Genomic DNA, 22,812 nt, shown 5'->3' on the forward strand with positions numbered 1-22,812 from the left:
GCTTCCCCCCTGAAGTCCAAATATGGAGAGAAAGAATGTCTGATCTCAAAGGTAAAGTCGCAATCGTAACGGGCGCCTCCAAAGGCATCGGTGCCGAAATCGCAAGAGCCCTCGCGGCAGCCGGCGCGGCCGTCGCCGTGAACTATGCCTCGAGCAAAGAAGGGGCTGAAAAGGTCGTCGCCGATATCAAGAGCAACGGCGGCAAAGCGATTGCCGTCAAAGGCAGCGTCGCAAATGCTGACGATATCAAGAATATATTTGCAGAGACGAAGAAGGCTTTCGGCTCGCTCGACATCCTCGTCAACAATGCCGGCGTGTACGCGTTTCAGCCACTCGAAGGCGTGACCGACGGCGAGTTTCAACGGCAATTCAACACGAATGTTCTCGGCACGATCCTGGCGGCGCAGGAAGCCGCAAAGTATTTCGGTCCTGAAGGCGGCAGCATCATCAACGTCAGTTCGGTCGTCAGCCTAGCTGCGTTTCCCAACACCGTGGTCTACTCCGCGACCAAGGGCGCGGTCGATGCCGTAACGCGGGTGCTGGCTGCAGAGCTTGGGCCGAAGAAAATTCGCGTGAACACAATTGCTCCGGGTCTCGTCGAAACTGAAGGCGTTCACACGATGGGCGTTTTGGGAACTGATTTTGAAAAATCTGCAGTCGCGCAAACGCCGCTGGGACGTGTTGGCCAGCCGGACGACATCGCGAAGGTCGCCGTTTTTCTCGCGTCCGACGAGTCCGGCTGGATTACCGGCGATAGACTGACAGTTTCCGGCGGAGCCCGTTGACAACGATAGCAGACGCTGCGATGCGTGCCGAATTGATGCCCGTCATCAGACAGAGTCTTATCGATGCCAGCAGTTATTCGTGTCGAAGGTCTATCGAAAACTTATGCCTCGGGATTTACGGCCCTCAAGGACATAAATCTCGAGATAAGTCAGGGCGAGATCTTCGCGCTGCTCGGCCCTAACGGGGCGGGCAAGACGACGCTGATCGGCTGCATCTGCGGGATCGTCAATCCCACGGCAGGGAAAATCACCGTCGACGGGAAGGATATCGTCGCCGATTATCGCGCCGTGCGCGCGATGATCGGCCTCGTGCCGCAGGAACTCGCGACGGACATGTTCGAGACGCCGTGGGCGACGGTCAACTTCAGCCGCGGGCTGTTCGGCAAACCGCAGAACCACGCGTACGTCGAGAAGGTGCTGCGCGCGCTTACGCTTTGGGAAAAGAAAGACAGCCGGATCATGACGCTTTCGGGCGGCATGAAGCGCCGGCTGTTGATCGCGAAAGCTCTGGCGCACGAACCGCGCATTTTGTTTCTCGACGAGCCGACCGCGGGCGTCGATGTGGAGCTTCGGCGCGAGATGTGGGAGATCGTGCGGAAACTTCGCGCAGAAGGCGTGACGATCATCCTGACGACGCATTACATCGAAGAAGCCGAGGAGATGGCAGACCGCGTCGGCGTCATCGCCAAGGGCGAGATCATTCTCGTCGAAGAAAAGAATGAGCTGATGCGCAAGCTCGGCAAGAAGCAGCTCGTGCTCCAGTTGTCGGCCCCGCTGACGGAAATACCAGCAGGGCTCGGCGCCTACGATCTGCACCTCGGCGCCGACGGCAACGAACTGACCTACACCTACGACACGCGAGCCGAGCGGACGGGCATCACCGCGCTCCTGAACGACATGCGAGCGGCAGGCGTAACATTCAAAGATCTCTCGACCATGCAAAGCTCGCTCGAAGACATTTTCGTCGATCTCGTGAGGGAAAAGCGATGAATATCGAAGCTGTCCGCGCAATATACGGTTTCGAGATGTCCCGCTGGGGGCGCACGCTGATGCAGAGCATCGTTTCGCCCGTGCTCTCGACGTGCCTCTATTTTATCGTCTTCGGCTCAGCGATCGGTTCGCGCATCTCGCAGGTCGATGGAATAGACTACGGAGCGTTCATCGTTCCCGGCCTCGTGATGATGCTGCTCTTGACGCAGAGCACTCTCAACGCCTCGTTCGGCATCTACTTCCCCCGCTTCACCGGGACCATATACGAGCATCTTTCCGCTCCGGTTTCCGCTTTCGAGATCGTTCTCGGATATGTCGGCGCTGCGGCGACGAAATCGGTCATCCTTGGGCTGCTCGTGTTGGTCACAGCAAGCCTCTTCGTGCCGCTTCGCATCGCGCATCCCTTCTGGATGATCGTATTCCTGCTGCTTACAGCGATAACCTTCAGCATGCTCGGTTTCATCATCGGGATCTGGGCCGACGGGTTCGAGAAGCTTCAGATCATCCCGCTTCTCGTCATCACGCCGCTGACGTTTCTCGGCGGCACCTTCTATTCGGTAAAGATGCTGCCGCCTTTTTGGCAAACCGTGACGCTCTTCAATCCCGTCGTCTATTTGATCAGCGGCTTTCGCTGGAGCTTCTTTGAGATCTCCGACGTCAATGTCGGCGTGAGCCTTCTGATGACCTCGTTGTTCCTTGCGGTCTGCATGGCTGTCGCCTGGTGGATCTTCAGGACGGGATACCGTCTCAAAGCGTGACCTAGCGCGTCAGCCGCCGCCCTTCAGATACCAGCCCCACGGCTCACGGGTTGTGTAGGCGGTGATCTGCTTCGGCTCGAGGAAGTTGTTCAAGCCCCACGTTCCAAGCTCGCGACCGACACCGCTTTTTTTCACGCCGCCCCACGGTGGCTCGAGAAAATTCGGTTGCGAGCAATTGATCCAGACGACGCCTGCTTCGAAAGCGTCGGCGACGCGTTCCGCCCTCTTCAAGTCGCCCGACATGACGGCTGCGGCCAAGCCGAACTCGCTATCATTGGCCAAGGTCAGGGCTTCGTCTTCCGTATCGAAAGTCGTGACGGCGAGGACGGGGCCGAAAATCTCCTCGCGCCAAATTCGCGCGGTGGGCGCCACATCCGCGAAGATCGTCGGCTCCAGGAAGTAGCCTTCGTTGAGATGAGAAGGCCGGCCGCCGCCGGTTACGAGCGTTGCCTCCCTCTTTCCGTCATCGATATATCCTAGCACCTTGTCGTATTGGGTTTTGCTGACGAGCGGTCCCAGCAGTGTGCCCGGCGCCATGCCGTCGCCGATCGTGATCTTCTTGGCTTCCACTGAGAGCCGGTCGATGAGCTTCGGCGCGATGCGCTTCTCGACGATCATCCGCGATGTGGCGCTGCAGACTTGTCCCTGGTTCCAGAAGATTCCGAACATTACCCATTCGACGGCCTGCTCGATGTCGGCGTCGTCGAAGATGATGATCGGCGATTTGCCTCCAAGCTCAAGGCTGATGCTTTTGACGTCACGCGCCGCAGCGGAGGCGACCGCAATGCCCGTCGGGACGGAACCAGTGAAAGCGAGCTTGCGGACATCGGGATGCGACGCGAGGCGCGCGCCGGCGTCGGCTCCATATCCCGTGACGACGTTCAAGACGCCGTTCGGCAGGCCCGCTTCCGCTGCGATGCGCGCGAGTTCGAGCGCAGACAGCGGCGTATACTCGGACGGCTTCAGCACGACCGCGCAACCTGCCGCGATTGCGGGCGCGACCTTCCAGGCTGCCATCAACAGGGGATAGTTCCACGGCACGATAAGACCGGCGACGCCTGCGGGCATGTATTTGACGCGCGACTGAAAACGCGCGTCGGGCACGCCGATGATCTCGCCTTGGCGCGCGTCCAGTTCCTCGGCGTATGTTGCGTAGAGATTGAAGCAATAGGCGGCGTCACCGATATCCCATAGGGCCTCGGGCAGCGGCTTGCCGTTGTCTCTCACCTCGATCTCGGCGAGCGTCTGCTTCTGCTCTTCGATCGCTGCGCCGATCGCGCGAAGGAAGGCGGCGCGATCACGGCCGGTCGTGCGCGACCATGGGCCGGCCATTGCGGCCTTCGCAGCTGCTACCGCCGCGTCGATGTCGGCTGCTGATCCGGCAGCGCAGCGGTGGAAGGTTCGTTCGTTCGCGGGGTTGACGACGTCGAGCGTGCGAGCACCCAGCGCGTCACACCACTTTCCGTCGATGAAAAGTTTCGATTGCATCATAGTTCCAGAAAAACGATTGCTCGATCGGGCTTCAGATGACCTTCGCCAATGTGCTTCTGAAGCCATCGATGAAGATATCGGCATGCTCCCGAGTAAAGCAGAGCGGCGGACGGATCTTCAAGACGTTGCCGTGACCGCCTGCTATCCCGATAAGGATATTGCGCTCGCGCATGCCGTTGACGATTCTCTCGGCGAGGGCGCGATCGGGCTCGGCTGACGCCTTATCTTTCACGAGTTCGAGGCCGATGTAGAGGCCGGAGCCGCGCACGTCTCCGACGCGATCGCCGTTGCCGCCGGCAATGCGAAGCTCCGAGCGCAGATAGGCGCCGGTATCGAAGGCGTTTTCCTGCAGGCCTTCTTCGTTCAAGACATCCAAGACTGCCAATCCCGCGGCAGCCGCGACCGGATTGCCGCCGAATGTGTTGAAGTAGCCCGACTTCGATCCGAATGCCTCGAGCATCTCGGGCTTGACCGCGACGCCTCCCATCGGGAAGCCGTTGCCCATTGGCTTCCCCATCACGACCATATCGGGCACCACACCGTGGCGGGCGAAACCCCACATTTTCTCGCCGGTGCGGCCGAAGCCCGGCTGCACCTCGTCGGCGATGTAGACGCCGCCCGCGTCGCGCACCGCCGAGACCGCTTCGGCCAGAAATCCCGGCTCGCCGGGGTAGACGCCGTCGCTCGAGAAGATGCTGTCGGCGATGAACCCGGCGAGTTGAATGCCGGCTGCCTTCATTCCCGCGATGGCTTTCCGAATATCCTCGGCGAATTTGGGTCCGATGGCTTCGCTACCGTGACGATACGTGTCCGGCGCGGGCACGAGGAACACGTACGGCGGCCGCGGCTCGGCGCTCGCGGACGATGGCGATATCTCCGTCACGGCCGTGGTGTTACCGTGATAGGCGTTCTCGGTCACGATGAAGCCCGTGCCGCCTGTCACCGCGCGGGCGATGCGCAGTGCGAGATCGCCGCTTTCGCTGCCTGTGCACGTGAACACGATATTCGAGACCGGCTCCGGCATCGTGGCCAGAAGGCGTTCGGCATACGTGTAGATGTTGTCGTAGAGGTAACGCGTGTGGGTGTTCAGCGTGCCGAGCTGCCGCGATATGGCCTCGACGACGCGGGGATGGCAGTGCCCGACGGACGGCACGTTGTTGTAAGCGTCGAGATAGCGCGTGCCATCGGCATCGTGGAGCCAGACGCCCTCGGCCCTGACGAGGTTCAACGGCCTTTCATAAAACAGCATCGAGGTCGGCCCGAATGTCTGCTTCCGGCGCTTGACGAGGCTCGTGACCGCGGGCGGCAGCTTGTCGGCTGCGTTCATGTCGAAGGCGTTGAGATCGAGAATTTTTCGCGTAGCTTCCATTGGGCCCCTTGGGCAAGCTCCCTGACAAATGCGCTGCGTCTCCGCATCGGTTTCGCTTAATATAGGGTACGCCGCCGGCAACAGCTTGACCCTTGAGAGCGGGGTCTGTTCAGTTTGACACGAGCCCCGGCCGGAGAACCCCGTCAACTTCGGGGCCGCTCTGGTCAAATCCCGTGGCGGCGCTCAGAGTAACGTCAGTTCCGATTGCAATCGGGCACTCCATCGTCGAGAAAACAAGCATGACCGATGAAACGCAGGCACGGCCAAATCGCTGGAAGCGATTTTCCGATTGGGACGAGCGCCCGCTCCGGCTCGACAAGTTCGCCGCCGAAGATGCCGCGAGCGGTTTTTCGGCGTTCAAAAGTCCTTTCGATCCCAAACCCGGACTGTCCCTCGGCGACGGCGTCGTCGAGTCCATGGACGGCATCGCCGTCCGCGACTTCGATATGATCGATGTGTTCATAGCCCGGTATCATCTCGATCCCGAAATTGCGCCGGAAGCGATGGCGATGCCATCTCTCGAAGTGGCGCGCATGCTCGTCGACATGAACGTGCCGCGAAAGACGCTGGTTCGGCTCGCGCACGGCATGACGCCCGCCAAGCTCGCCGATGTCGTCAGTCATCTTTCATCGCTCGAGATCGCTTTCGCCTACAGCAAGATGCGGGCACGGCAGACGCCCGGCAATCAAGCGCACGTCACGAACGCGAAAGACGACCCGCTGCAGATGGCGGCCGATGCCGCAACGGCCGTGGCGTTCGGCTTCGACGAAATCGAGACGACGATGCGGGTTGCACGCAACTCCTGGTCGAACGCCGTTGCCTGCGCCGTCGGGGCTGCCGTCGGACGGTGGGGCGCGCTCTTTCAGTGCTCCAGCGAAGAAGCGGAAGAACTCAAAATCGGCATGGCGGGCTTCACCTCCTACGCCGAGACCGTGTCGGTTTACGGCACCGAGAAGAGCTTCATCGACGGCGACGATACGCCCTGGTCGAAAGCATTTCTCGCGGCGGCCTATGCTTCGCGGGGCATCAAGATGCGGTGCACCTCAGGCGCAGGGTCCGAGTTGCTGATGGGCTTTCACGACCGCAAATCGCTGCTTTATCTCGAGGCGCGATGCCTTTGCCTGCAGCGCGCGATGGGCGTGCAAGGCACGCAGAACGGCGGCATCGACGGAGCCCCCGTCACGTGCACCGTTCCCGGCGGCATGCGCGAATTGATGGCCGAGAACCTGATCGCCGTCTGGCTCGATCTCGAATGCGCATCCGGCAACGACGCTCGCGCGACGGAATCGGAAATTCGCGTCGGCGCGAAGATCCTGCCGTATCTGATCGCAGGGTCCGATCTCATCTGTTCCGGCTTCGGCTCGATCCTCAAGTACGACAATTCGTTCAACGCCTCGCTGCTCAACGGCGAGGAACTCGAGGATTATCTGGTTCTGCAGCGCGACTTCGAGGCCGACGGCGGGCTTACGCCGGTCGGCGAGACGCGCGTCATGGAACTCAGGTCGCGGGCCGTCGATGCGATCAGCGCGGTGCTGGAAGAACTCGGGCTCGCGAAACCGACTGCCGACATGAAGCTCTCGGTCGTTGCCGCGTCCGGCTCGGATGAAACGCGGACGTTTTCGGGCCGCGACGTGGCGATGATCAGCGAAGCGATCTACGAGCGGTCGATCACGGTCATCGACGTCATCAAGGCGCTTGCTGCGCGGGGCTTCACCGAAGAAGCGGAAAACCTGCTGAAGCTCGTAAGGCTCCGCGTTTCCGGCGATTATCTGCAGACATCGGCTGTCGTTCGCGACGGGCGCATCGTCAGCGCAGTAAACAATCCCAACGATTATCAGGGTCCCGGCACCGGCTACCGTCTCACGGACGAACGCCGCGAGGAAATCGTCGCCATTCGCGATGTGCTGACGCGCCAAGAGGTGCTGAGGGTCGAGGCGGCCTTCAGGCCTGGGGAAGTCACGCGGGTCGCCTACCGGCCGACAGGTCCCGCCGCCGCCACGCATAATCCGAAGGAAGTCGTCATCGGCATCAGTCCGGCCTTCGGCTTGAAGCTCTTTCAAACCGTCGCCGGCCATCCTCTCTCCGCGATCTTGCGGGTGCTGATTGGCGGCATCACGGAAGGCGGCTGTACGGCCCGCGTCGTCCGGATGCGCCATACGGCAGATACCTCGTTCCTCGGGCTCAGCGCGGCGCGGCTCGCCGGCTCCGGCATCGGGATCGGCATTCAGGCAAAGGGCACCGCCGTCATTCATCAGAAAGACAGGCTGCCGCACAATAATCTCGAGCTCTTCTCGAACTCGCCGATTACCAAGATCGAGCATTACAAGCGGATGGGGCTCAACGCGGCCGCCTATGCGCTCGGCGAAATGCCCGAGCCCGTCATCGTGCCAACACGTGGCGAGGCCATGGGCTCACGTTACCATGCCAGGGTTTCGCTCATCTACGCGATCGAGACGGAGATGACGTCCGAAGGCGCCGAACCAGAAGAGATCGATGTGATGTTCCTCGGAGCTGCCGCATGACCGGGAAGCCTCTCACTGTCGCCGATTATCCGCTTGCCGAGAACCGGCCCGACGTGGTCGAGACGAAAGCCGGCAAGAAGCTCGATGACATCACGCTCGATGGCGTGCTGTCCGACCGCGTGTCGCTCGAAGATCTTCGCATCACGGACCGCGCGCTTCGCCAGCAGGCTGAAATCTCGACGGCGGCGGGGCGGCCGACGCTCGCTGCAAATTTCGAGCGCGGGGCCGAGCTGGTGGACGTTCCGCAAGACGTGATCATGCGGATCTACGAGCTGCTGCGTCCGGGCCGGGCAGGCTCCAGGCAAGAACTGCTCGCGGCTGCGAGAGAACTCCGCGAAACCTACGGCGCCGAGGGCGTCGCGGCCTTTATCGAGGAGGCGGCGGATGTCTATGAGCGCCGCTCTCTTTACAAAAAGCGTTTCTGAAAGGACGGGCATGAGCTGGAAGACGGGTTATCGATCCATCTATTACGACGGCGCTCCGGAGCCAGACGACCCGGATCTCTCCAAGTCCCACACCGCCCTCCTCATCATCGACGTCCAGAACACCTACCTCTCCCGGCCGGATCGCGCGTCGCTGTCGCCGGAGGATCAACGGCGGTACGACGCTTGGACGCCCTTTCACAAGCGTATGCATGAAATCGTTCTGCCGAGAACGAAGGACCTTCTCGAGAGGTTTCGGCGGAACGGAATTGAATGCCTCTTCGCGCGCATCGCCTGCCATACCAAGGAGGGCCGGGACCGCTCGCTGTCGCAGAAGATGCCGGGCTGGAACAACCTTCTCTTGCCAAAAGACGAGTTGCCGTCCCAGATTGTCCCGGAGCTTCAGCCCATCGGGGATGAGATCGTCGTTACCAAGACGACAGACAGTGCACTGACGGGTACCAACCTGCGGCTGATCCTGACTAACCTCGGCATCAAAACCGTCGTCTGCTGCGGGATTTTCACGGACCAGTGCGTCTCGTCGACTGTCCGAAGCCTCGCCGACGAGAGCTTCGCCGTCGTCGTGGTCGAAGATTGCTGCGCAGCCGGGTCCGACGAGCTGCACCATAAGGAGCTCGAGATCATGAACATGATCTATGGGCACGTCATGTCGAGCGCTGAACTCAACGCCCTGATGAAGCTGGCCTAAACCGCCTTGACGGCGTCCAGAAGGTCAAGTTTCCATAGAGGAGGGTCAAATCGACTTGGCCACCGCAGCATAGAGTGATGCCATCACAGAGGGGGGATCTTCCGTTACCGTGGACAACTGGCTGCATCGCTCTTCCTTACTCGTCCTCCTTCCGTGGACGAGCCCCATCGATCGCTTCCGCTTCGCCCTGATGGTTTACGGGCAAAAACCTCATCATCCGCTCACCAGGAGTGACAGGCATGTTCAATAGCAAATTCTCACGCCGCGACTTCTTGAAAACTTCGGCGTCCGCGGCGGCGACGCTGGCCGCCACCCAGATGGGCCCGTTCGCAGGCCCCGCCCGCGCGGCCCGTGACAAGGAACTGAATATCCTCTGTTGGGAAGGTTACAATTCGGCCCAGGTGCTCGACCCGTTCCGTTCGAGCAAGAGCGCGACGGTCAAGGCCGAAAGCCTGACCAACGATCCGACAATGATCAACCGTCTGCGCGCAGGCGAGATCAACGTTTGGGACCTGATCAACGTCAACAATCCTTGGGCACGCAAAATCATGATGCCCGAGAAGCTGATCAAGCCGCTCGATCGTGCGAAGTTCGAGCCATACTTCGAGAAGATGATGCCGCAGTTCAAGCCGCCCTACAAATGGGCGATGGACGACTCGGGCAAAGATCTGCTCGGCATGGCGCAGCGGTTCGGGCCCTACTCGTTCGTCGTCAACACCGACAAGATCAGCCGCAAAACTGCAGAAGACCAGGGCTGGGATCTCTTCAACGATCCGAAGCTCGCCGGCCGCTTCGGCATTCTGGAGTCCGACGACTGGAACGTGTTCGGCGTCTGCTGCATCGCCGGCTTCGATCCGTATAAGGCGCACACCGCCGAAGAAGTCGCCAAGTTCGAGGAAACCGCAAAGCGCATTCTGAAGAACAAGAAGGTCGTGGGCGACATCGCCACCATGAACCAAGCCATGATTTCCGGCGAAATCGATTGCCATCTCACGGGCGGAACGTATTCGGCGTCTCCCGCGCGCGCAGACGGCCATTTGAATTTGCGTGGCATCACGCCAAACAAGGGACCTCTTGCCGGCGGCAAGGGCGGCATCGCCTGGATCGAAATCACCTCGGTCGTCAACAACCCGCAGGGCTCTCCGCTCGCCGAGCAGTTCCTGGAATACGTGCAGGCTCCAGAGGTCGCTCACACAGTGGCGTTCGCCGAAGGCACGTTCAATCCGGTCGCTCAGATGGGCAACCCCGAATGCTTCAAGCTCTTCAGCAAAGACCAGCTCGAAGCCATTCAGTGGGACAGCCTCGAAGAAGAGATGGCGCGTTCGGCCGAGTACGACATCGTTCCCGACTACGACAAGCTGCTCGATATCTGGAACGCCGCGAAGAAATCCTGAGCTGCATGACGTTTGCGTCGTGACCTCAGTAAACGGCATGTAATGCTTCGGCCTTCCGCCGCTCGATAGGCGGAAGGCCCGACGCGTTTCTCATTAGCTTCAAAGAAGTTGGAACTCCTACGTGACCGGAACTTCCGAACCTATCCTCAGATTGAAGAACGTTCGTAAGGCGTTCGGCAATCTAGCCGCCGTCGACGATATCAACCTTTCCATCGGCGAAGGCGAGTTCTTCACGATTGTCGGACCTTCCGGTAGCGGTAAGACGACCTTGATCCGCATGCTCGCCGGAATGGAGCGGCCGACATCGGGCGACATTCTGCTGCGCGACAAGCGCATCAACGACACTCCGGCCAACGAACGGCCGACATGCATGGTGTTTCAGTCGCTCGCACTCTTTCCGCATCGGACAGTCGGGCAGAACATCGAGTTCGCCCTCAAGATCCGAAACGTCGATCCGGCGACCCGCGAGAAGCGGGCACGCGAGCTGATGCAGCAATTGCATCTCCCCGCCGACTACTATTCGAAGAACGTCACGCTGTGTTCGGGCGGTGAGCGCCAGCGCGTTGCTCTTGCGCGCGCACTCGCATTCGATCCGCAGATCCTGTTTTTCGACGAACCGCTTTCGGCGATCGACTACAAGCTCCGCAAGACGCTCGAGAAAGAGCTGAAGGATATTCACCGGGAAACCGGCAAGACGTTCGTCTACATCACGCACAGCCTTGAAGAGGCAATGGTGATGAGCGACCGGATCGGCGTCATGCGGCGTGGCAAGCTCATTCAGGTGGGCTCGCCCAACGAAATCTACTCGACGCCGCGCTCTCGCTTCGTCTCCGAGTTCATGGGCGACGTCAACGTGATACCGGTCGAGAGCAACGGCGCAGGTTCCGTGCGTTCGCAGTCCCTCGGCGCAAGCTTCAAGGTTCCGCCGGCCTCGATCGAAGGCAAAGCGCAGTGCCTCGTCGTCCGGCCGGAGTTCCTTCGCTTCCTCAGCTCTCCGAGCGACGCGCAGAACAGCCTCAAAGGCGTTCTCTATAACGAGTACGCACTCGGGTCGCGCATCCAATATCAAGTCCGCGTCGGCGAAAAAGTGTTCCTCGTCGAAAAGCTGCGCCAGCAGCCCTTCAAGGGCTCGCTCGATGACGAAGTGCTCATTGGCTGGGACCCGGAAAATTCAATTCTGGTGGCCGACGAATGATCGAAAAGACCTCCTTCTTCGCTGAACCAGGAAGGCGTGCGGCGCTACCGATTTTGGTATTGCTGTCGCTCGGGTTCATTGCGCCTCTGCTCGCAGTCGTGGGCTTCAGCTTCATGCCGGCCCGAACCTTCGGGCTGTGGCACGAGCCCACTCTCGAAAATTACGAAACGGTCTTCAGCGACAACACCTACATCTCGTTGTTTTGGTCGCTGGGGCTGGCGTCGGCCACCGTCGTACTTCTCGCACTCATCTGCTATCCGGTCGCGTACGGTCTCGTTCGCGTCTTCGGCCGCTGGTCGACGGTTTTGACGCTGCTCTTCACGATCCCGCTGGTGGTTTCGGAGAACATCCGCCTCTACGGCTGGGTGTTGTTCTTCATCAAGGGCGGCGTCCTCCCGGGGACCTTGAGAACGCTCTTTGGCGTGGAGATGGGGGATTTCCTCTTCACCCCTGCGGCTGTCTTGTTCGGCATGGTCTACGTCTATCTTCCGTTCATGCTGTTTCCGATGACGCTCGGAATCGCGATGGTTCCGAACCAGATGCGCGAAGCGGCAAGGGACCTGGGCGCTTCGCGCTGGCAGGTTTTCCGCGAAGTCGAACTGCCGCTATCGACGCCCGGTTTGATGATCGGTTCGCTGTTGACGTTCGTGCTCGCCATCGGCGCCATTGCCGAGGCCAAGGTTCTTGGCGGCCAGCGCATCATCCCCATCACTCACGATATCGAAATTGCCTTCACGTACGCGCAGAACTGGCCTCTCGGGGCGGCTCTCGCGGTGCTGCTGATGCTGGTTGTCAGCGTGCTCGTTCTCATCGTGCTCAGGCGCTTCGATCTCGATCAAATACTTGGAAAGCGGTGACGTAATGTCTGAAAATAATGGCAGCATTCGCCACATCCTTATCGGCGTCTGGACAGCCGCGGTCTTGCTCTTCGTGTTCCTTCCGAGCGCGACGATCTTCCTCGCGTCGATGACCTCCAGCCGCTACTTCACCTTCCCGATTTCGTCCTTCGGACTCGATTGGTGGTCCAAGATCTTGAACTCGCTCGAGGTCAGGTCGTTGGCCTACACCTCTCTGTCGATCGCGCTGTCGGTAACCATCATCGCAGTCGTGCTCGGCTTTTTCGGTGCGCTGGCCTTCGCCCGTTACGATTGGAAGGGCCGTAAGCTCTACCAAAAGTTCATTCTGCTCCCGATCTTCTTTCCTCAGTCGGTTCTTGGTCTTGCCCTGCTGCTTTGGTTCAACGCCTTGGGCTTCACCCTATCCTGGAAGACGGCTGTCCTCGCGCATCTCGTCTGGATTGCTCCGGTCGTAACGCTGGTCATGGCCATTCAGGTCTATTCCTTCGATCCGTCTCTCGAGGAAGCGGCGACGGATCTCGGCGCGTCGCGATGGCAGACTTTCCGCGAGGTGACGCTGCCTGTCCTCATGCCGGGGATCTTTTCGGGAAGCCTGTTCGCCTTCCTGCTGTCGTGGGGCAACTTCCCGCTGTCGCTCTACACAACGGGCGCGGACAACACCTTGCCCAAGTATCTCTACGCAAAGATGGTCGCGGGCTACACACCGGGCGTGCCCGTGCTTGGCACTATTTCGACAGCGGCCGCCGCAGTCCTCCTCTTTGGCGGATACACCGCAATGCTCTTTCTCACCCGGAAGCGGAACGCGGCAGCCTAGAACAAACTCTCAACTCTCGATCTCAACAAGACCAACAACGCGGCCCCTAAGGAGGTTATGTCCATGTTCACGTCTATCGCAGGCCGGTCCGTCATCGTCACCGGCGGAAGCAAGGGCATCGGCAAGGGTATTGCGCGCGTCTTTGCAAAGAGCGGCGCAAAGGTCGTCGTCGTCTCGCGGCATCTGAAAGAGGCGGAGTCAACCGCTGAAGAGTTGCGCCGGGACGGTGGCACCGCAATGGGTTTCGCCGCCGACGTCACGAGCATGGGCGACTTGCAGGTTCTCGCAGAAGCGACTGCCACGGCTTACGGCGGCATCGATATCCTGTGCGCCAACGCCGGCATTTTTCCTCAGACCAAGATCGAGGAACTGTCGCCGGAAGATTGGGACTTCGTTTCCGATACGAACCTCAAGGGAACGTTCCTGTCGGTCAAAGCCTGCCTGCCGTATCTGAAGAAATCGGATCAGGGGCGCATCGTCATCACCTCGTCGATTACAGGCCCGATCACGGCCTTCCCGGGCTGGTCGCACTACGGTGCGACGAAAGCAGGACAGCTCGGCTTCATGCGCACGGCCTGCATGGAGTTCGCGAAGTACGGCATTACGGTCAACGCGGTTCTGCCGGGCAATATCGCGACTGAGGGTCTTGCGGCTCTCGGACCGGAGTACGAGAAGTCCGCTGCGGCTTGCATCCCGCTTCAGAAGCTCGGCAAGGTCGAGGATATCGGTTACGCGGCGCTGTTTTTCGCGTCCAAGGAAGCCGCCTACGTTACCGGACAGACGATCATCGTTGACGGCGGTCAGATCCTGCCCGAAAGCACCGATGCGCTGGCGCAGGCCTGACGCATCGCCAGGTGAGGCGAATTCTGATCAGCTTTGCTTGTCCAGTACCTCCGCGCGCAGCGCGCGCGGAGAAAGGCCGGTCCATCGCCGGACAGCGCGGCTGAAAGCGGAGAGTTCGGAATAGCCGACGAGGAAGGCTATTTCAGAGAACGACAGCTGGCGCTGGCGCACATAGGACAGCGCCAAGTCGCGGCGCGTGCTTTCGACGAGGGTGCTGTAGCTCAGTCCGTCGTAATGAAGCTCGCGCTGAATGGTGCTGAGCGGAAGCCGCAGCTCGGCGGCCACGCATTCGATTTGCGGAAAGCCTTCAGGCAGTCTCGCGCGCACGGCGCTGCGAACGCGATCGGTAATGCTGAAGCGCACATCGCTACGCTCGGAGAGCCTATCGAGGCAAAGTTTCATGGCGCACATGAGCCGCGGATCGGCAGCCGGCATTACCTGCTTCAGGATTTGCGGCCGGAACACGATCGCATTGGTCGGCTGCGAGAAGAAGGCCGGTGCCGCGAATGCGCGCTCATGCTCGCGCCAACCTTCGGGCTTCGGATGCTCGAAATGAACTTCCTCCGGGGCCCAGCTCTGGCCCATCGCTTCGCGAATGAAATTGAGGAACATGCCGAGCGACAGTTCCGCGTCTTGCCGGCGTTCGACGATTTGCGGCGCGTCGATGCGATATTCGAGTCGGGCCAGGCCATCGGGCGTCGTCTTCAGCGCCATCGACGAAGACTGCTGGTGCAGCGGAAAGAGTTCCACGAGCGTTTCGAGAGCGACGCAGAGCGAGGGAGCGGAGAGCGAGGCATATCCCCAAAGACCGAGGTCTCGCGGATCGAACGCATTGCCGAACCACAAGCCGAAATTATCGTTTCGGGTTATTCGCGCGCTTTCCTCGAACAGGCGGCAGTATGAGCTGAGGCTCAACTGCAGAGTCGGAGAGCCGGCCATTTCAGGCGAGATACCGACGCTGCCGAAAATGCGATCGACGTCGCCGCGCTGGCGCTCGATGAATTTCACTATCCCGGTGGCGGCGGAGGCTAGAACAGAAGGGTCGGTCCCTCGGCCCATAGAGGTACCAGCGCCGCTCGTTCCGAAGTCGCTAATGCCGAGTGCCATCGTTTCCTGGTGAGCAGATGCCAATATTCCAGAGAAAAAAGGCTAGCAGAAGCGGCCCGCGGGTCAACCGTCATGCGCGGTGAAATATTCGGCACTCGTCAAAAACAACTGCACAATTGCGGTGCAGCATTCAGCCCAAAAGTCGTTTCAGGAAACCTTTCTTCGGCGGTGCAGCAAGGTTCTTACCCGCGGCACTGCCGTACTGTGAGATGTACCGCTCGCAAAGCGCGATCGATCCTTGAGTGTATTCCACGCCCATCGATTTCGCGAGTTCGGTTTCCGAATGCGATCCGATCCACGCCACGAGGAGAAGCCTCCGCAGCATGACGAACGTCGCGATCTCGCTTTCCTCTGCCTCGCTCAAATTGCCTATGCGGCGATAGCCGCGAACCCACGCATTGAGCAGATCCGGCACCTCCGGCATATGCTCGAAGAACGAGACCGTCGTCGCGCAATCGTAAAGGAGCCAGGAAAAGCCGCAGTCGTCGAAATCGATGACCTTCACGGTGCTGCCGTCCATCAGAAGATTGGCGAGACGCATATCGCCGTGCACGAGATTGAAGCGATCGGGCGATTTGCCGAAGTTCTCGAGACGCCGTCCGATCAGCGCGACGGCTTCGGTGATGGCCGCCGTCGCCTCCGGCGTCATGCCCATTCCGTCCTTCCAGTAGCCCCAATGAGGACGACTGCCGAGGCTGGTATCGAAATCCCAGGTGAAGCGTTCGAACCAGACCGGCCGCCGCCACTTGCGAACATGGGCGTGCATGCGGGCCGCCGTTTCGCCGAGCATCTCGAAGCCAGCGACGTCGGTGCTCGACGGCTCAGAGCCATTCTCCCATTGAAACAGCACGACGTTGCGCGGGTTTGGCAGCCCGTCAGCCGCAACCGTCTGGATATATTCGCCGTCGAGGCCCCTGAGCGCCGTCGGCGTGGCGACGCCGGCATTTTCGCGGAGAGCCGAAAGCCATGCGAGCTCGGAAGCTATCGCAGTGCGCGAATGATATTTTTCGCGATGGACACGCAGCGCCCACTTTTGCCCCGTGCTGCTATCGACGCGATACGTTGCATTCTCGGAGACGTTTATGAGCTTGATCGTGCAGTCGCCCGGAAGGCCGTAGCGCCTTACCGCGCGCTCGGCCAGGATCTGCAATCGCTGCAACAGCTCTTCGTGTGTCGCCTCATCAGTACCCGTCATGCCTACTGCCTTGACTCCCGTGCGCTTCATTGAGAGGCGGCCTTTCGACCGCTTCTCTTTTTTGCAAACACTACGGGGCGACGGGAAAGCGAACTTGACCTCGCCGCCGTGTCAGTTGACAGGGCGGGCCGCGTGCCTCGGTGGCGCTCTGCGCAACCGCGACTAGAGCTTCACCATCACGTGACGCGGTACGGTGTAATCCTCGAGCGCATACATCGAGAGATCCTTGCCGTAGCCCGACATTTTCAGGCCGCCGTGCGGCATCTCGCTGACGAGCATGAAATGGGTGTTGACCCATGTGCAGCCGTATTGCAGCCGCGACGCCACCTTCATGCCCTTGGCGATGTCCGACGTCCAAACCGAAGACGCGAGCCCATAATCGCTGTCGTTCGCCCAGGCGATCGCTTCGTCGGCATCGTCGAACGGCGTGATCGAGACGACGGGGCCGAACACTTCCTTGCGAACGATCTCATCGTTCTGCGTGGCGCCCGCGACGACCGTCGGTTCGAAGAAGAAGCCTTTTCCTGCTGCGGGCTTACCGCCGGTGGCCATAACGATATGGTTTTGCAGACTTGCCCGGTCGACGAACGACTTCACGCGTTCCTTGTGAGCCGACGAGATCAACGGCCCGAGGTCGTTCTCGTCGTCGTTGGGCTGGTTGTACTTGAGTTCCTTCACCGCGCTCGAAAGATCGGCGACGAGGTTGTCGTAGACTTTTTTCCCGGCATAGATGCGGCACGCCGCGGTGCAATCCTGGCCGGCGTTGTAGAAGCCGAAGATCTTCACGCCCTCAACGACGGATGCTATGTCGGCATCGTCGAAAACGATGACGGGCGCCTTGCCGCCCAATTCCAAATGCGTGCGCTTGATGTTCGTGGCTGCCGCCTGCAGCACCTTCTGGCCGGTGCCGATGCTGCCCGTGAGCGACACCATCGCGACCTTCGGATGGTTGATCAGCGCGGAGCCTGTTGTCGAACCTTTGCCGACGACGATGTTCACCACGCCTTCGGGGAAAATATCGGCGATGATCTTGCCGAGCTTCAGAAGCGTCAGAGGCGTCTGCTCGGACGGCTTCAACACGATCGTGTTGCCGCCCGCGAGCGCCGGGGCAAGCTTCCACGCCGCCATCATCAGCGGATAGTTCCACGGTGCGATGGAGCCGACGACGCCGACCGGATCACGGCGGATCATGGACGTATGGCCGGCCATGTATTCGCCGGCGACGGGGCCGTGCATGTTGCGAACGGCGCCTGCGAAGAAGCGGAAGCAATCGACGATCGCCGGCATTTCATCCTGCAGAACGCGAATGCGGGGCTTGCCGGTATTCAAGGCCTCGAGCGTGGCGAAGCCTTCAGCGTCACGCTCGATGGCATCGGCGAGCTTCAAGAGCAACGTCGAGCGTTCGCCGACGGTCGTTTGCGACCAAGCTTTAAACGCCTTGTCCGCAGCATTGACTGCCGCATCGACCTGGGCGGCAGACGCGTCCGGCAGATTGGTGATGATCTCTTCCGTCTTCGGATTGACAACGGGTTCCGGCGCGTCCGTACCGGCAACGAAGTCAGAGCCGATCAGCATGTTGGTGTCGAGCATCTTATCCTCCAGCATTTAAGTCCGTTACTTTGAAGAGCCGCCGGTGTGTTCGCCTTCTCGCGTCAGATAATAGGCTGCGAGGATCGGCAATAGCGTTACGATGAACACGAATACGGCGACGACGTTCGTCACCGGCCTTTGACGTGGCCGGATAAGTTCGGAAAGCATCCAGATCGGCAGAGTCGTTTGCTGACCGGCGGTGAATGTGGTGACGATCACCTCATCGAATGAGAGCGCAAACGCGAGCATGCCGCCGGCGAGCAACGCCGTCCCGATTTGTGGAAGGATGATGTGGCGGAAGGTCTGGAACGAGTTGGCGCCAAGGTCCATCGAGGCCTCGACGAGATTTCCATTCAGCCTGCGAAATCGCGCGACCGCATTGTTGTAGACGACGACGATGCAGAACGTCGCGTGGCCGAGAATGATCGTCCAGACCGAGAACGGTATGCTCATGATGTCGAAGGCGGAGCGAAGCGCGATACCCGTGATGATGCCGGGCAGCGCTATCGGCAGCACGAAGAGAAGCGAGATCGTCTCGCGGCCGAAGAAGCGGGCCCGCGAGAGGGCGGCTGCGGCAAGCGTCCCGAAAATAAGGGCGAGCACCGTCGCGATCGCCGCGACCTGCAGCGATAAGTAGAGTGGCTGCCAGATATCCGGCCGCGATGACCAGGCGACCCCGAACCATTTGGTGGTGAGGCCGGGCGGCGGGAACTCGAAGCTCTTTTCCTCGGTCGTGAAGGCGTAGAGGAAGATCAACGCCAGCGGCAGATGGAGGAACAGCAGCCCCGCAATTGCCGAGATCCGCAAGCCGAGCGGCGTTGAGCGGTTGGCTTTAGAGGACATTGAACGCCCCCATGCGTTTCGCCATCCAGAGATAGATGGCCATGATCAGCATCGGCACGACAGTGAAGGCCGCGGCGAGCGGGATGTTTCCGGCGGTTCCCTGAAGCGTGTAGACGGCCTGCCCGATCATCAGGCGCGAATTGCCGACGATCTGCGGGATGATGTAGTCGCCGAGCGTCAGGGAAAACGTGAAGATCGATCCGGCGACGATGCCGGGAAGCGCCAACGGAAAGATCACTGTCCGGAAGGTCTGGCGGGGATCGGCTCCGAGGTCGGCGGACGCCTCGATGAAGTTCGCGGGAACGCGCTCGAGCGCTGCTTGCGTCGGCAGGATCATGTACGGCAGCCAGATATAGACGAAGACAAGAAACGTGCCGATATAGCTAAACGAAAGCGACGGGCCGCCCACTACGGGCAACGCGAGAATGCCGTCAAGCAGCCACCTGAGATGCAGTTCGTTCGCGAACCAGGTTATGATCCCTTCCTTGGCGAGGATCAGCTTCCAGGCATAGACCTTGACCAGATAGCTCGACCAGAGCGGCATCATGACCGCGAGATAGAAGAGAGCCTTCGTCCAGCCGCGCGCGTATCGCGCTGCATAGTACGCAATCGGGAAAGCGATGATCGCGCTCGCGACCGTCACGAGGGCCGCCATGGTGACGGTGCGCAGAATGATCTGGGCGTTGGACGCTTCGAAAAGTTGTTCGTAGGTCGCGAGCGTGAACTCGTGAACGACGAGGCCCGAGAAATCGTCGAGCGAATAGAAGCTCTGGAGCAGAAGCGCGAACAGCGAGCCGATATAGACGACGCCGATCCAGAGCAGCGGCGGCGTCAGCAACAGGAACGTAACGAGCTGCGGGCGCGCGAAGAACAGGTCCGAGATCGCGCCGCCGATCCCTCTCTGCCTTTCTGCTACGGCCGCGGTCACGCGCCCTCTCCCATCGCCACCATCGCGGACTTCGGCCAGATCAGAGAGACGCTGTCGCCTTTGCGCACATCCGTTCCTGCAGGCGTCGTCGCGATGAGCGCCAGTTTTTCCGTCGCGACCGTGATGCGCGTAACCGCACCTTGATAGCTGATTGCTGTGACTATTCCTTTGGCGTGCGCGCAGGCGGCGGGCACCAGGGCATTTTGAGGCGCGATCTGGATTTTTTCGGGCCTCAGGCTCGTCCACGCGGCGCGGCCGCCGTGTGTGGCTGCAAATTCAGGTGACAGCACGTTCGAAGAGCCGACGAAATCGGCGACGAAGCGCGAGGTCGGCCGTTCGTAGACGTCGGACGGCGTGCCGACCTGGACGATCTTGCCTTCGTTGAAGATTGCGACCCTGTTGGCCATCGACAGCGCCTCGCCCTGATCGTGCGTCACAAACACGAACGTTATGCCGAGGCTCGTCTGCAGCGATTTCAATTCTTCCTGCATCTGCTCGCGGAGCTTCAGGTCGAGCGCGCCGAGCGGCTCGTCGAGCAGCAGCACTTTGGGTCCGTTGACCAGGGCCCGGGCGAGCGCAACGCGCTGGCGCTGACCGCCCGAAAGCTGCGCCGTGCGGCGGCTCTCGTAGCCCGCGAGCTTGACCATCGCGAGCGCGCTTTTTGCTTTCTCTTCTCGCTCGGCTTTGCCAACGCCCTTGATCATCAGACCGTAGGCGACGTTTTCGCCGACCGTCATGTGCGGGAACAGAGCGTAGTCCTGAAACACGGTGTTGACGTTGCGACGGTAGGGCGGCACGCCGTCGGCGGTCTCGCCGAATATTTCAATGTGGCCCTCGTCCGGCTGCTCGAAGCCGGCGATCAGGCGGAGGCACGTCGTCTTTCCGGAGCCCGATGGACCGAGAAGGGCGAAGAATTCTCCCGGCTCAATGTCGAGAGACACGTTGTCGACGGCGCGCACTGAGCCGAAGCGACGCGATACATTCTGAAAGCGAACTGCTGGAGACATGAAACTCATCGGATGCCTGCGGCCGGCCATGAGCGGCCGACCGCAGGGAGTGTCGATTACTTGCCGAGAATGGCGATGTAGTCTTTCGCCCATTGCGAATAGGGCACGCAAGAGCTTTCCTTCTCGCACTTTGCCGTCGGCGTGCGCCAGAACCAGATTTTGTCGAAGTTTCCGAAGCCGTTCGTCTCGCAGCCCGTATCCGTCAACAGTGCGTTGCCCTTGCAGGCGGACGGAACCGTCGGTACCGAACCAAACCACGAGGCTAGATCGCCCTGGAGCTTCGGGTTCAAGGAGTGCTCGAGCCACTTGTACGCGCAGTTCGGATGCTTGGCGTCGACGTGCATCATCGTCGTGTCGGCCCAACCGGTCGCACCCTCCTCAGGAATGGTCGAGGCGATGGGCTTTTTGTCAGCCTGCAGCAGGTTCACCTGATAGGGCCACGAAGACGATGCGACGACACCCTCGTTCTTGAAGTCATCGACCTGCACGGTCGCATCGTGCCAATAGCGGCCGATGAGCGCGCGTTGCGCCTGCAGCAAGGCGATGGCGGCGGCGTACTGTTCCTTATTCAGCTCGTAAGGATTCTTGATGCCGAGCTCCGGCTTCTTCTTGCTGAGGTAGAGCGCGGCGTCAGCGATGTAGATCGGGCCGTCATAAGCCTGCACGCGGCCTTTGTTGCTCTTGCCGTCGGGAAGGTTCTGTTCCTCGAACACCACCGACCAACTCTTCGGGGCTTCCTTGAAGACGTTCGTATTATAGGCGAGCACGTTCGGTCCCCACTGATAGGGAACGCCGTAGTGAACATCATCGACCGTATGCCACGGCGCAGTCTGCAGCCGGGGATCGATCTTCATCCAGCTCGGGATCAGCTGAATGTTGATCGGCTGGACCTTCTTGCCGGCGACGAGTCGCAGCGATGCGTCGCCCGATGCGGTGACGAGGTCGAAGCCGCCCTGGTTCATCAGCGTGACCATCTCATCGGAGGTCGCTGCTGTCTTGACGTTGACCTTGCAGCCGGTTTCTTTTTCGAAATCCGTCACCCAGTCGTAATTCTTGTCGGACTCTCCCCGCTCGATGTAGCCGGGCCACGCTACGATATCGACCTGTCCTTCTCCTTCGCCTACGGATTTGAGCGGATCGCCCGAGACGGCGAAGCTGCCCATAAAAAGTAGCGCTCCGGCCGCAACAAGTGTCTTCCGACTGGGCATCATGTGTGCTTACTCCTCCGATTGCCACCCCACGGCGAAGGCTCGGAGATGCACCCCTCGCGCCCCGTCACGGATACCTTGTTGATGTTAGTTCAGGAATGGGCGACACGCTAGGGAAGCATGATCGGTTCGTCAAATGGCGCGGGAGCAAGCGGCGTGCCGGACCAGATGCACAGAGTTTGATCAGCACAGGGTCTAGGCGATTGCATTTCCGGTCGCAATTCGTAAAGGGGAACAGCAGATTGGTCACCGGTCGCGATTGGTTTGAACCGCAGGTTTTACCAATGCCGGCCGGCAGACAGGCGGAAACATCCCTGAAAGAGCACCCGGCGCAAGGGACCGCCAATACTGGTTTTTGAAAAAGCGGAGCGGGAACGAATGACGGCTATCAAGATCCGCATCGACTTTGAAGGCGAGCGCTACATCGGTCACGGACGCATTCAACTTCTCGAATTGATCGGGGAGCATGGATCCATCGCTCAGGCCGCGAAGGCCATGGGCATGTCCTACAAGCGCGCCTGGTATTTGATGGACGAGTTCGGCGCGATGTTCGCCGACCCGCTGATCGAACGCCAGCATGGCGGCCGTGGCGGCGGCGCCGCGAAGCTGACGCCGTTCGGCGCCGACCTCGTTCGACAGTATCGCCACATGGAGGCTCAGGCACTCAGCGTTTTCGCCAAGCCGCTGGCGTCGATCGAGAAGCATCTTGCGCGCCCCAGCAAGAGCGATCCCAAACCGGCTAAGAAACCGCCTCAATCCGCACGCGCATGATCGCGCACCAATTC

General features: G+C 60.5%; 21 protein-coding genes. 12 read left to right on the forward strand and 9 right to left on the reverse strand.

Annotated elements, in window-relative coordinates; all coding sequences use genetic code 11:
- Positions 1 to 35: 35 nt before the first annotated feature.
- The 3 genes from BM399_RS12580 (at position 36) to BM399_RS12590 (ending at position 2,533) form a co-directional block, all read left to right on the forward strand.
- On the forward strand, positions 36 to 785 hold the full coding sequence (locus BM399_RS12580; protein ID WP_092868014.1) for an SDR family NAD(P)-dependent oxidoreductase: 750 nt from the start codon (positions 36 to 38) through the stop codon (positions 783 to 785).
- A gap of 63 nt (positions 786 to 848) precedes the next feature.
- Positions 849 to 1,775: an ABC transporter ATP-binding protein gene (locus BM399_RS12585; protein WP_092868015.1), complete on the forward strand. Its 927-nt coding sequence runs from the start codon at positions 849 to 851 to the stop codon at positions 1,773 to 1,775.
- Positions 1,772 to 2,533, forward strand: a complete 762-nt coding sequence (locus BM399_RS12590) for an ABC transporter permease (protein ID WP_092868016.1) — start codon at positions 1,772 to 1,774, stop codon at positions 2,531 to 2,533. Before BM399_RS12585 ends, BM399_RS12590 begins: the two co-directional genes overlap by 4 nt.
- A 9-nt stretch (positions 2,534 to 2,542) precedes the next feature.
- Here BM399_RS12590 and BM399_RS12595 read toward each other — a convergent pair whose 3' ends face one another.
- The gene (locus BM399_RS12595; RefSeq protein WP_092868222.1) at positions 2,543 to 4,021 is read right to left on the reverse strand and encodes an aldehyde dehydrogenase family protein; all 1,479 of its coding nucleotides are present in this window, start codon (positions 4,019 to 4,021) and stop codon (positions 2,543 to 2,545) included.
- A 34-nt stretch (positions 4,022 to 4,055) separates the two neighbouring features.
- On the reverse strand, positions 4,056 to 5,393 hold the full coding sequence (locus tag BM399_RS12600) for an aspartate aminotransferase family protein (RefSeq protein WP_092868017.1): 1,338 nt from the start codon (positions 5,391 to 5,393) through the stop codon (positions 4,056 to 4,058).
- Positions 5,394 to 5,632: 239 nt separating this feature from the next.
- Between BM399_RS12600 and BM399_RS12605 the strand changes: the two genes are divergently transcribed.
- The 8 genes from BM399_RS12605 (at position 5,633) to fabG (ending at position 14,149) form a co-directional block, all read left to right on the forward strand.
- The gene (locus BM399_RS12605) at positions 5,633 to 7,915 is read left to right on the forward strand and encodes a propanediol/glycerol family dehydratase large subunit (RefSeq protein WP_092868018.1); all 2,283 of its coding nucleotides are present in this window, start codon (positions 5,633 to 5,635) and stop codon (positions 7,913 to 7,915) included.
- Complete coding sequence (locus BM399_RS12610) at positions 7,912 to 8,340, forward strand: diol dehydratase small subunit (RefSeq protein ID WP_092868019.1); 429 nt, start codon at positions 7,912 to 7,914, stop codon at positions 8,338 to 8,340. The genes BM399_RS12605 and BM399_RS12610 overlap by 4 nt, the downstream gene beginning before the upstream one ends.
- Positions 8,341 to 8,350: 10 nt before the next feature.
- Positions 8,351 to 9,046 carry a cysteine hydrolase family protein gene (locus BM399_RS12615; protein ID WP_092868020.1) on the forward strand — a complete coding sequence of 232 codons (696 nt, stop codon included), beginning with the start codon at positions 8,351 to 8,353 and terminating at the stop codon, positions 9,044 to 9,046.
- A gap of 239 nt (positions 9,047 to 9,285) precedes the next feature.
- Positions 9,286 to 10,440 (forward strand): ABC transporter substrate-binding protein, encoded by a 1,155-nt coding sequence (locus tag BM399_RS12620; protein ID WP_092868021.1) that lies wholly within the window; start codon positions 9,286 to 9,288, stop codon positions 10,438 to 10,440.
- 121 nt (positions 10,441 to 10,561) lie between these two features.
- Positions 10,562 to 11,635, forward strand: coding sequence for an ABC transporter ATP-binding protein (locus BM399_RS12625; protein WP_092868022.1), 1,074 nt, complete (start codon positions 10,562 to 10,564; stop codon positions 11,633 to 11,635).
- Positions 11,632 to 12,492, forward strand: a complete 861-nt coding sequence (locus BM399_RS12630) for an ABC transporter permease (RefSeq protein WP_092868023.1) — start codon at positions 11,632 to 11,634, stop codon at positions 12,490 to 12,492. Before BM399_RS12625 ends, BM399_RS12630 begins: the two co-directional genes overlap by 4 nt.
- Positions 12,493 to 12,496: 4 nt before the next feature.
- Positions 12,497 to 13,306, forward strand: coding sequence for an ABC transporter permease (locus tag BM399_RS12635; RefSeq protein ID WP_092868024.1), 810 nt, complete (start codon positions 12,497 to 12,499; stop codon positions 13,304 to 13,306).
- A gap of 63 nt (positions 13,307 to 13,369) precedes the next feature.
- Positions 13,370 to 14,149, forward strand: coding sequence for a 3-oxoacyl-ACP reductase FabG (gene fabG / locus BM399_RS12640; RefSeq protein WP_092868223.1), 780 nt, complete (start codon positions 13,370 to 13,372; stop codon positions 14,147 to 14,149).
- Between the two features lie 27 nt (positions 14,150 to 14,176).
- On the opposite strand, the gene qhpR is transcribed toward fabG, so the two are convergent.
- The 7 genes from qhpR to BM399_RS12675 form a co-directional block, all read right to left on the reverse strand.
- Positions 14,177 to 15,256: an AraC-like transcriptional regulator QhpR gene (gene qhpR / locus BM399_RS12645; protein WP_092868025.1), complete on the reverse strand. Its 1,080-nt coding sequence runs from the start codon at positions 15,254 to 15,256 to the stop codon at positions 14,177 to 14,179.
- 130 nt (positions 15,257 to 15,386) lie between these two features.
- On the reverse strand, positions 15,387 to 16,451 hold the full coding sequence (locus BM399_RS12650) for a phosphotransferase enzyme family protein (RefSeq protein ID WP_092868224.1): 1,065 nt from the start codon (positions 16,449 to 16,451) through the stop codon (positions 15,387 to 15,389).
- A 162-nt stretch (positions 16,452 to 16,613) separates the two neighbouring features.
- Positions 16,614 to 18,041, reverse strand: coding sequence for a gamma-aminobutyraldehyde dehydrogenase (locus BM399_RS12655; RefSeq protein WP_092868225.1), 1,428 nt, complete (start codon positions 18,039 to 18,041; stop codon positions 16,614 to 16,616).
- Positions 18,042 to 18,065: 24 nt separating this feature from the next.
- Complete coding sequence (locus tag BM399_RS12660; RefSeq protein WP_092868026.1) at positions 18,066 to 18,884, reverse strand: ABC transporter permease; 819 nt, start codon at positions 18,882 to 18,884, stop codon at positions 18,066 to 18,068.
- A complete protein-coding gene (locus BM399_RS12665) occupies positions 18,874 to 19,812 on the reverse strand; it encodes an ABC transporter permease (RefSeq protein ID WP_092868027.1) in 939 nt (312 codons plus the stop codon). Before BM399_RS12665 ends, BM399_RS12660 begins: the two co-directional genes overlap by 11 nt.
- Positions 19,809 to 20,819 (reverse strand): ABC transporter ATP-binding protein, encoded by a 1,011-nt coding sequence (locus tag BM399_RS12670; RefSeq protein ID WP_092868226.1) that lies wholly within the window; start codon positions 20,817 to 20,819, stop codon positions 19,809 to 19,811. The genes BM399_RS12665 and BM399_RS12670 overlap by 4 nt, the downstream gene beginning before the upstream one ends.
- Positions 20,820 to 20,875: 56 nt before the next feature.
- Positions 20,876 to 21,982 carry an ABC transporter substrate-binding protein gene (locus BM399_RS12675; protein ID WP_244531240.1) on the reverse strand — a complete coding sequence of 369 codons (1,107 nt, stop codon included), beginning with the start codon at positions 21,980 to 21,982 and terminating at the stop codon, positions 20,876 to 20,878.
- 423 nt (positions 21,983 to 22,405) lie between these two features.
- Between BM399_RS12675 and BM399_RS12680 the strand changes: the two genes are divergently transcribed.
- Complete coding sequence (locus BM399_RS12680; protein ID WP_092868029.1) at positions 22,406 to 22,798, forward strand: winged helix-turn-helix domain-containing protein; 393 nt, start codon at positions 22,406 to 22,408, stop codon at positions 22,796 to 22,798.
- Positions 22,799 to 22,812: the final 14 nt, after the last annotated feature.

It is taken from the genome of Hyphomicrobium facile, from assembly GCF_900116175.1.
Classification (GTDB): domain Bacteria; phylum Pseudomonadota; class Alphaproteobacteria; order Rhizobiales; family Hyphomicrobiaceae; genus Hyphomicrobium_B; species Hyphomicrobium_B facile.

Bases quoted from the DNA above. Each gene is read 5' to 3' on its own strand.
- BM399_RS12655 (WP_092868225.1), bottom strand. From the start codon at position 18,041: ATGCTCGACACCAACATGCTGATCGGCTCTGACTTCGTTGCCGGTACG.
- BM399_RS12585 (WP_092868015.1), top strand. From the start codon at position 849: ATGCCAGCAGTTATTCGTGTCGAAGGTCTATCGAAAACTTATGCCTCG.
- BM399_RS12630 (WP_092868023.1), top strand. From the start codon at position 11,632: ATGATCGAAAAGACCTCCTTCTTCGCTGAACCAGGAAGGCGTGCGGCG.
- BM399_RS12675 (WP_244531240.1), bottom strand. From the start codon at position 21,982: ATGGGCAGCTTCGCCGTCTCGGGCGATCCGCTCAAATCCGTAGGCGAA.
- BM399_RS12600 (WP_092868017.1), bottom strand. From the start codon at position 5,393: ATGGAAGCTACGCGAAAAATTCTCGATCTCAACGCCTTCGACATGAAC.
- BM399_RS12590 (WP_092868016.1), top strand. From the start codon at position 1,772: ATGAATATCGAAGCTGTCCGCGCAATATACGGTTTCGAGATGTCCCGC.
- BM399_RS12605 (WP_092868018.1), top strand. From the start codon at position 5,633: ATGACCGATGAAACGCAGGCACGGCCAAATCGCTGGAAGCGATTTTCC.
- BM399_RS12610 (WP_092868019.1), top strand. From the start codon at position 7,912: ATGACCGGGAAGCCTCTCACTGTCGCCGATTATCCGCTTGCCGAGAAC.
- BM399_RS12635 (WP_092868024.1), top strand. From the start codon at position 12,497: ATGTCTGAAAATAATGGCAGCATTCGCCACATCCTTATCGGCGTCTGG.
- BM399_RS12595 (WP_092868222.1), bottom strand. From the start codon at position 4,021: ATGCAATCGAAACTTTTCATCGACGGAAAGTGGTGTGACGCGCTGGGT.
- BM399_RS12615 (WP_092868020.1), top strand. From the start codon at position 8,351: ATGAGCTGGAAGACGGGTTATCGATCCATCTATTACGACGGCGCTCCG.
- BM399_RS12670 (WP_092868226.1), bottom strand. From the start codon at position 20,819: ATGTCTCCAGCAGTTCGCTTTCAGAATGTATCGCGTCGCTTCGGCTCA.
- BM399_RS12620 (WP_092868021.1), top strand. From the start codon at position 9,286: ATGTTCAATAGCAAATTCTCACGCCGCGACTTCTTGAAAACTTCGGCG.
- BM399_RS12680 (WP_092868029.1), top strand. From the start codon at position 22,406: ATGACGGCTATCAAGATCCGCATCGACTTTGAAGGCGAGCGCTACATC.
- BM399_RS12580 (WP_092868014.1), top strand. From the start codon at position 36: ATGTCTGATCTCAAAGGTAAAGTCGCAATCGTAACGGGCGCCTCCAAA.
- qhpR (WP_092868025.1), bottom strand. From the start codon at position 15,256: ATGGCACTCGGCATTAGCGACTTCGGAACGAGCGGCGCTGGTACCTCT.
- BM399_RS12660 (WP_092868026.1), bottom strand. From the start codon at position 18,884: ATGTCCTCTAAAGCCAACCGCTCAACGCCGCTCGGCTTGCGGATCTCG.
- BM399_RS12650 (WP_092868224.1), bottom strand. From the start codon at position 16,451: ATGACGGGTACTGATGAGGCGACACACGAAGAGCTGTTGCAGCGATTG.
- fabG (WP_092868223.1), top strand. From the start codon at position 13,370: ATGTTCACGTCTATCGCAGGCCGGTCCGTCATCGTCACCGGCGGAAGC.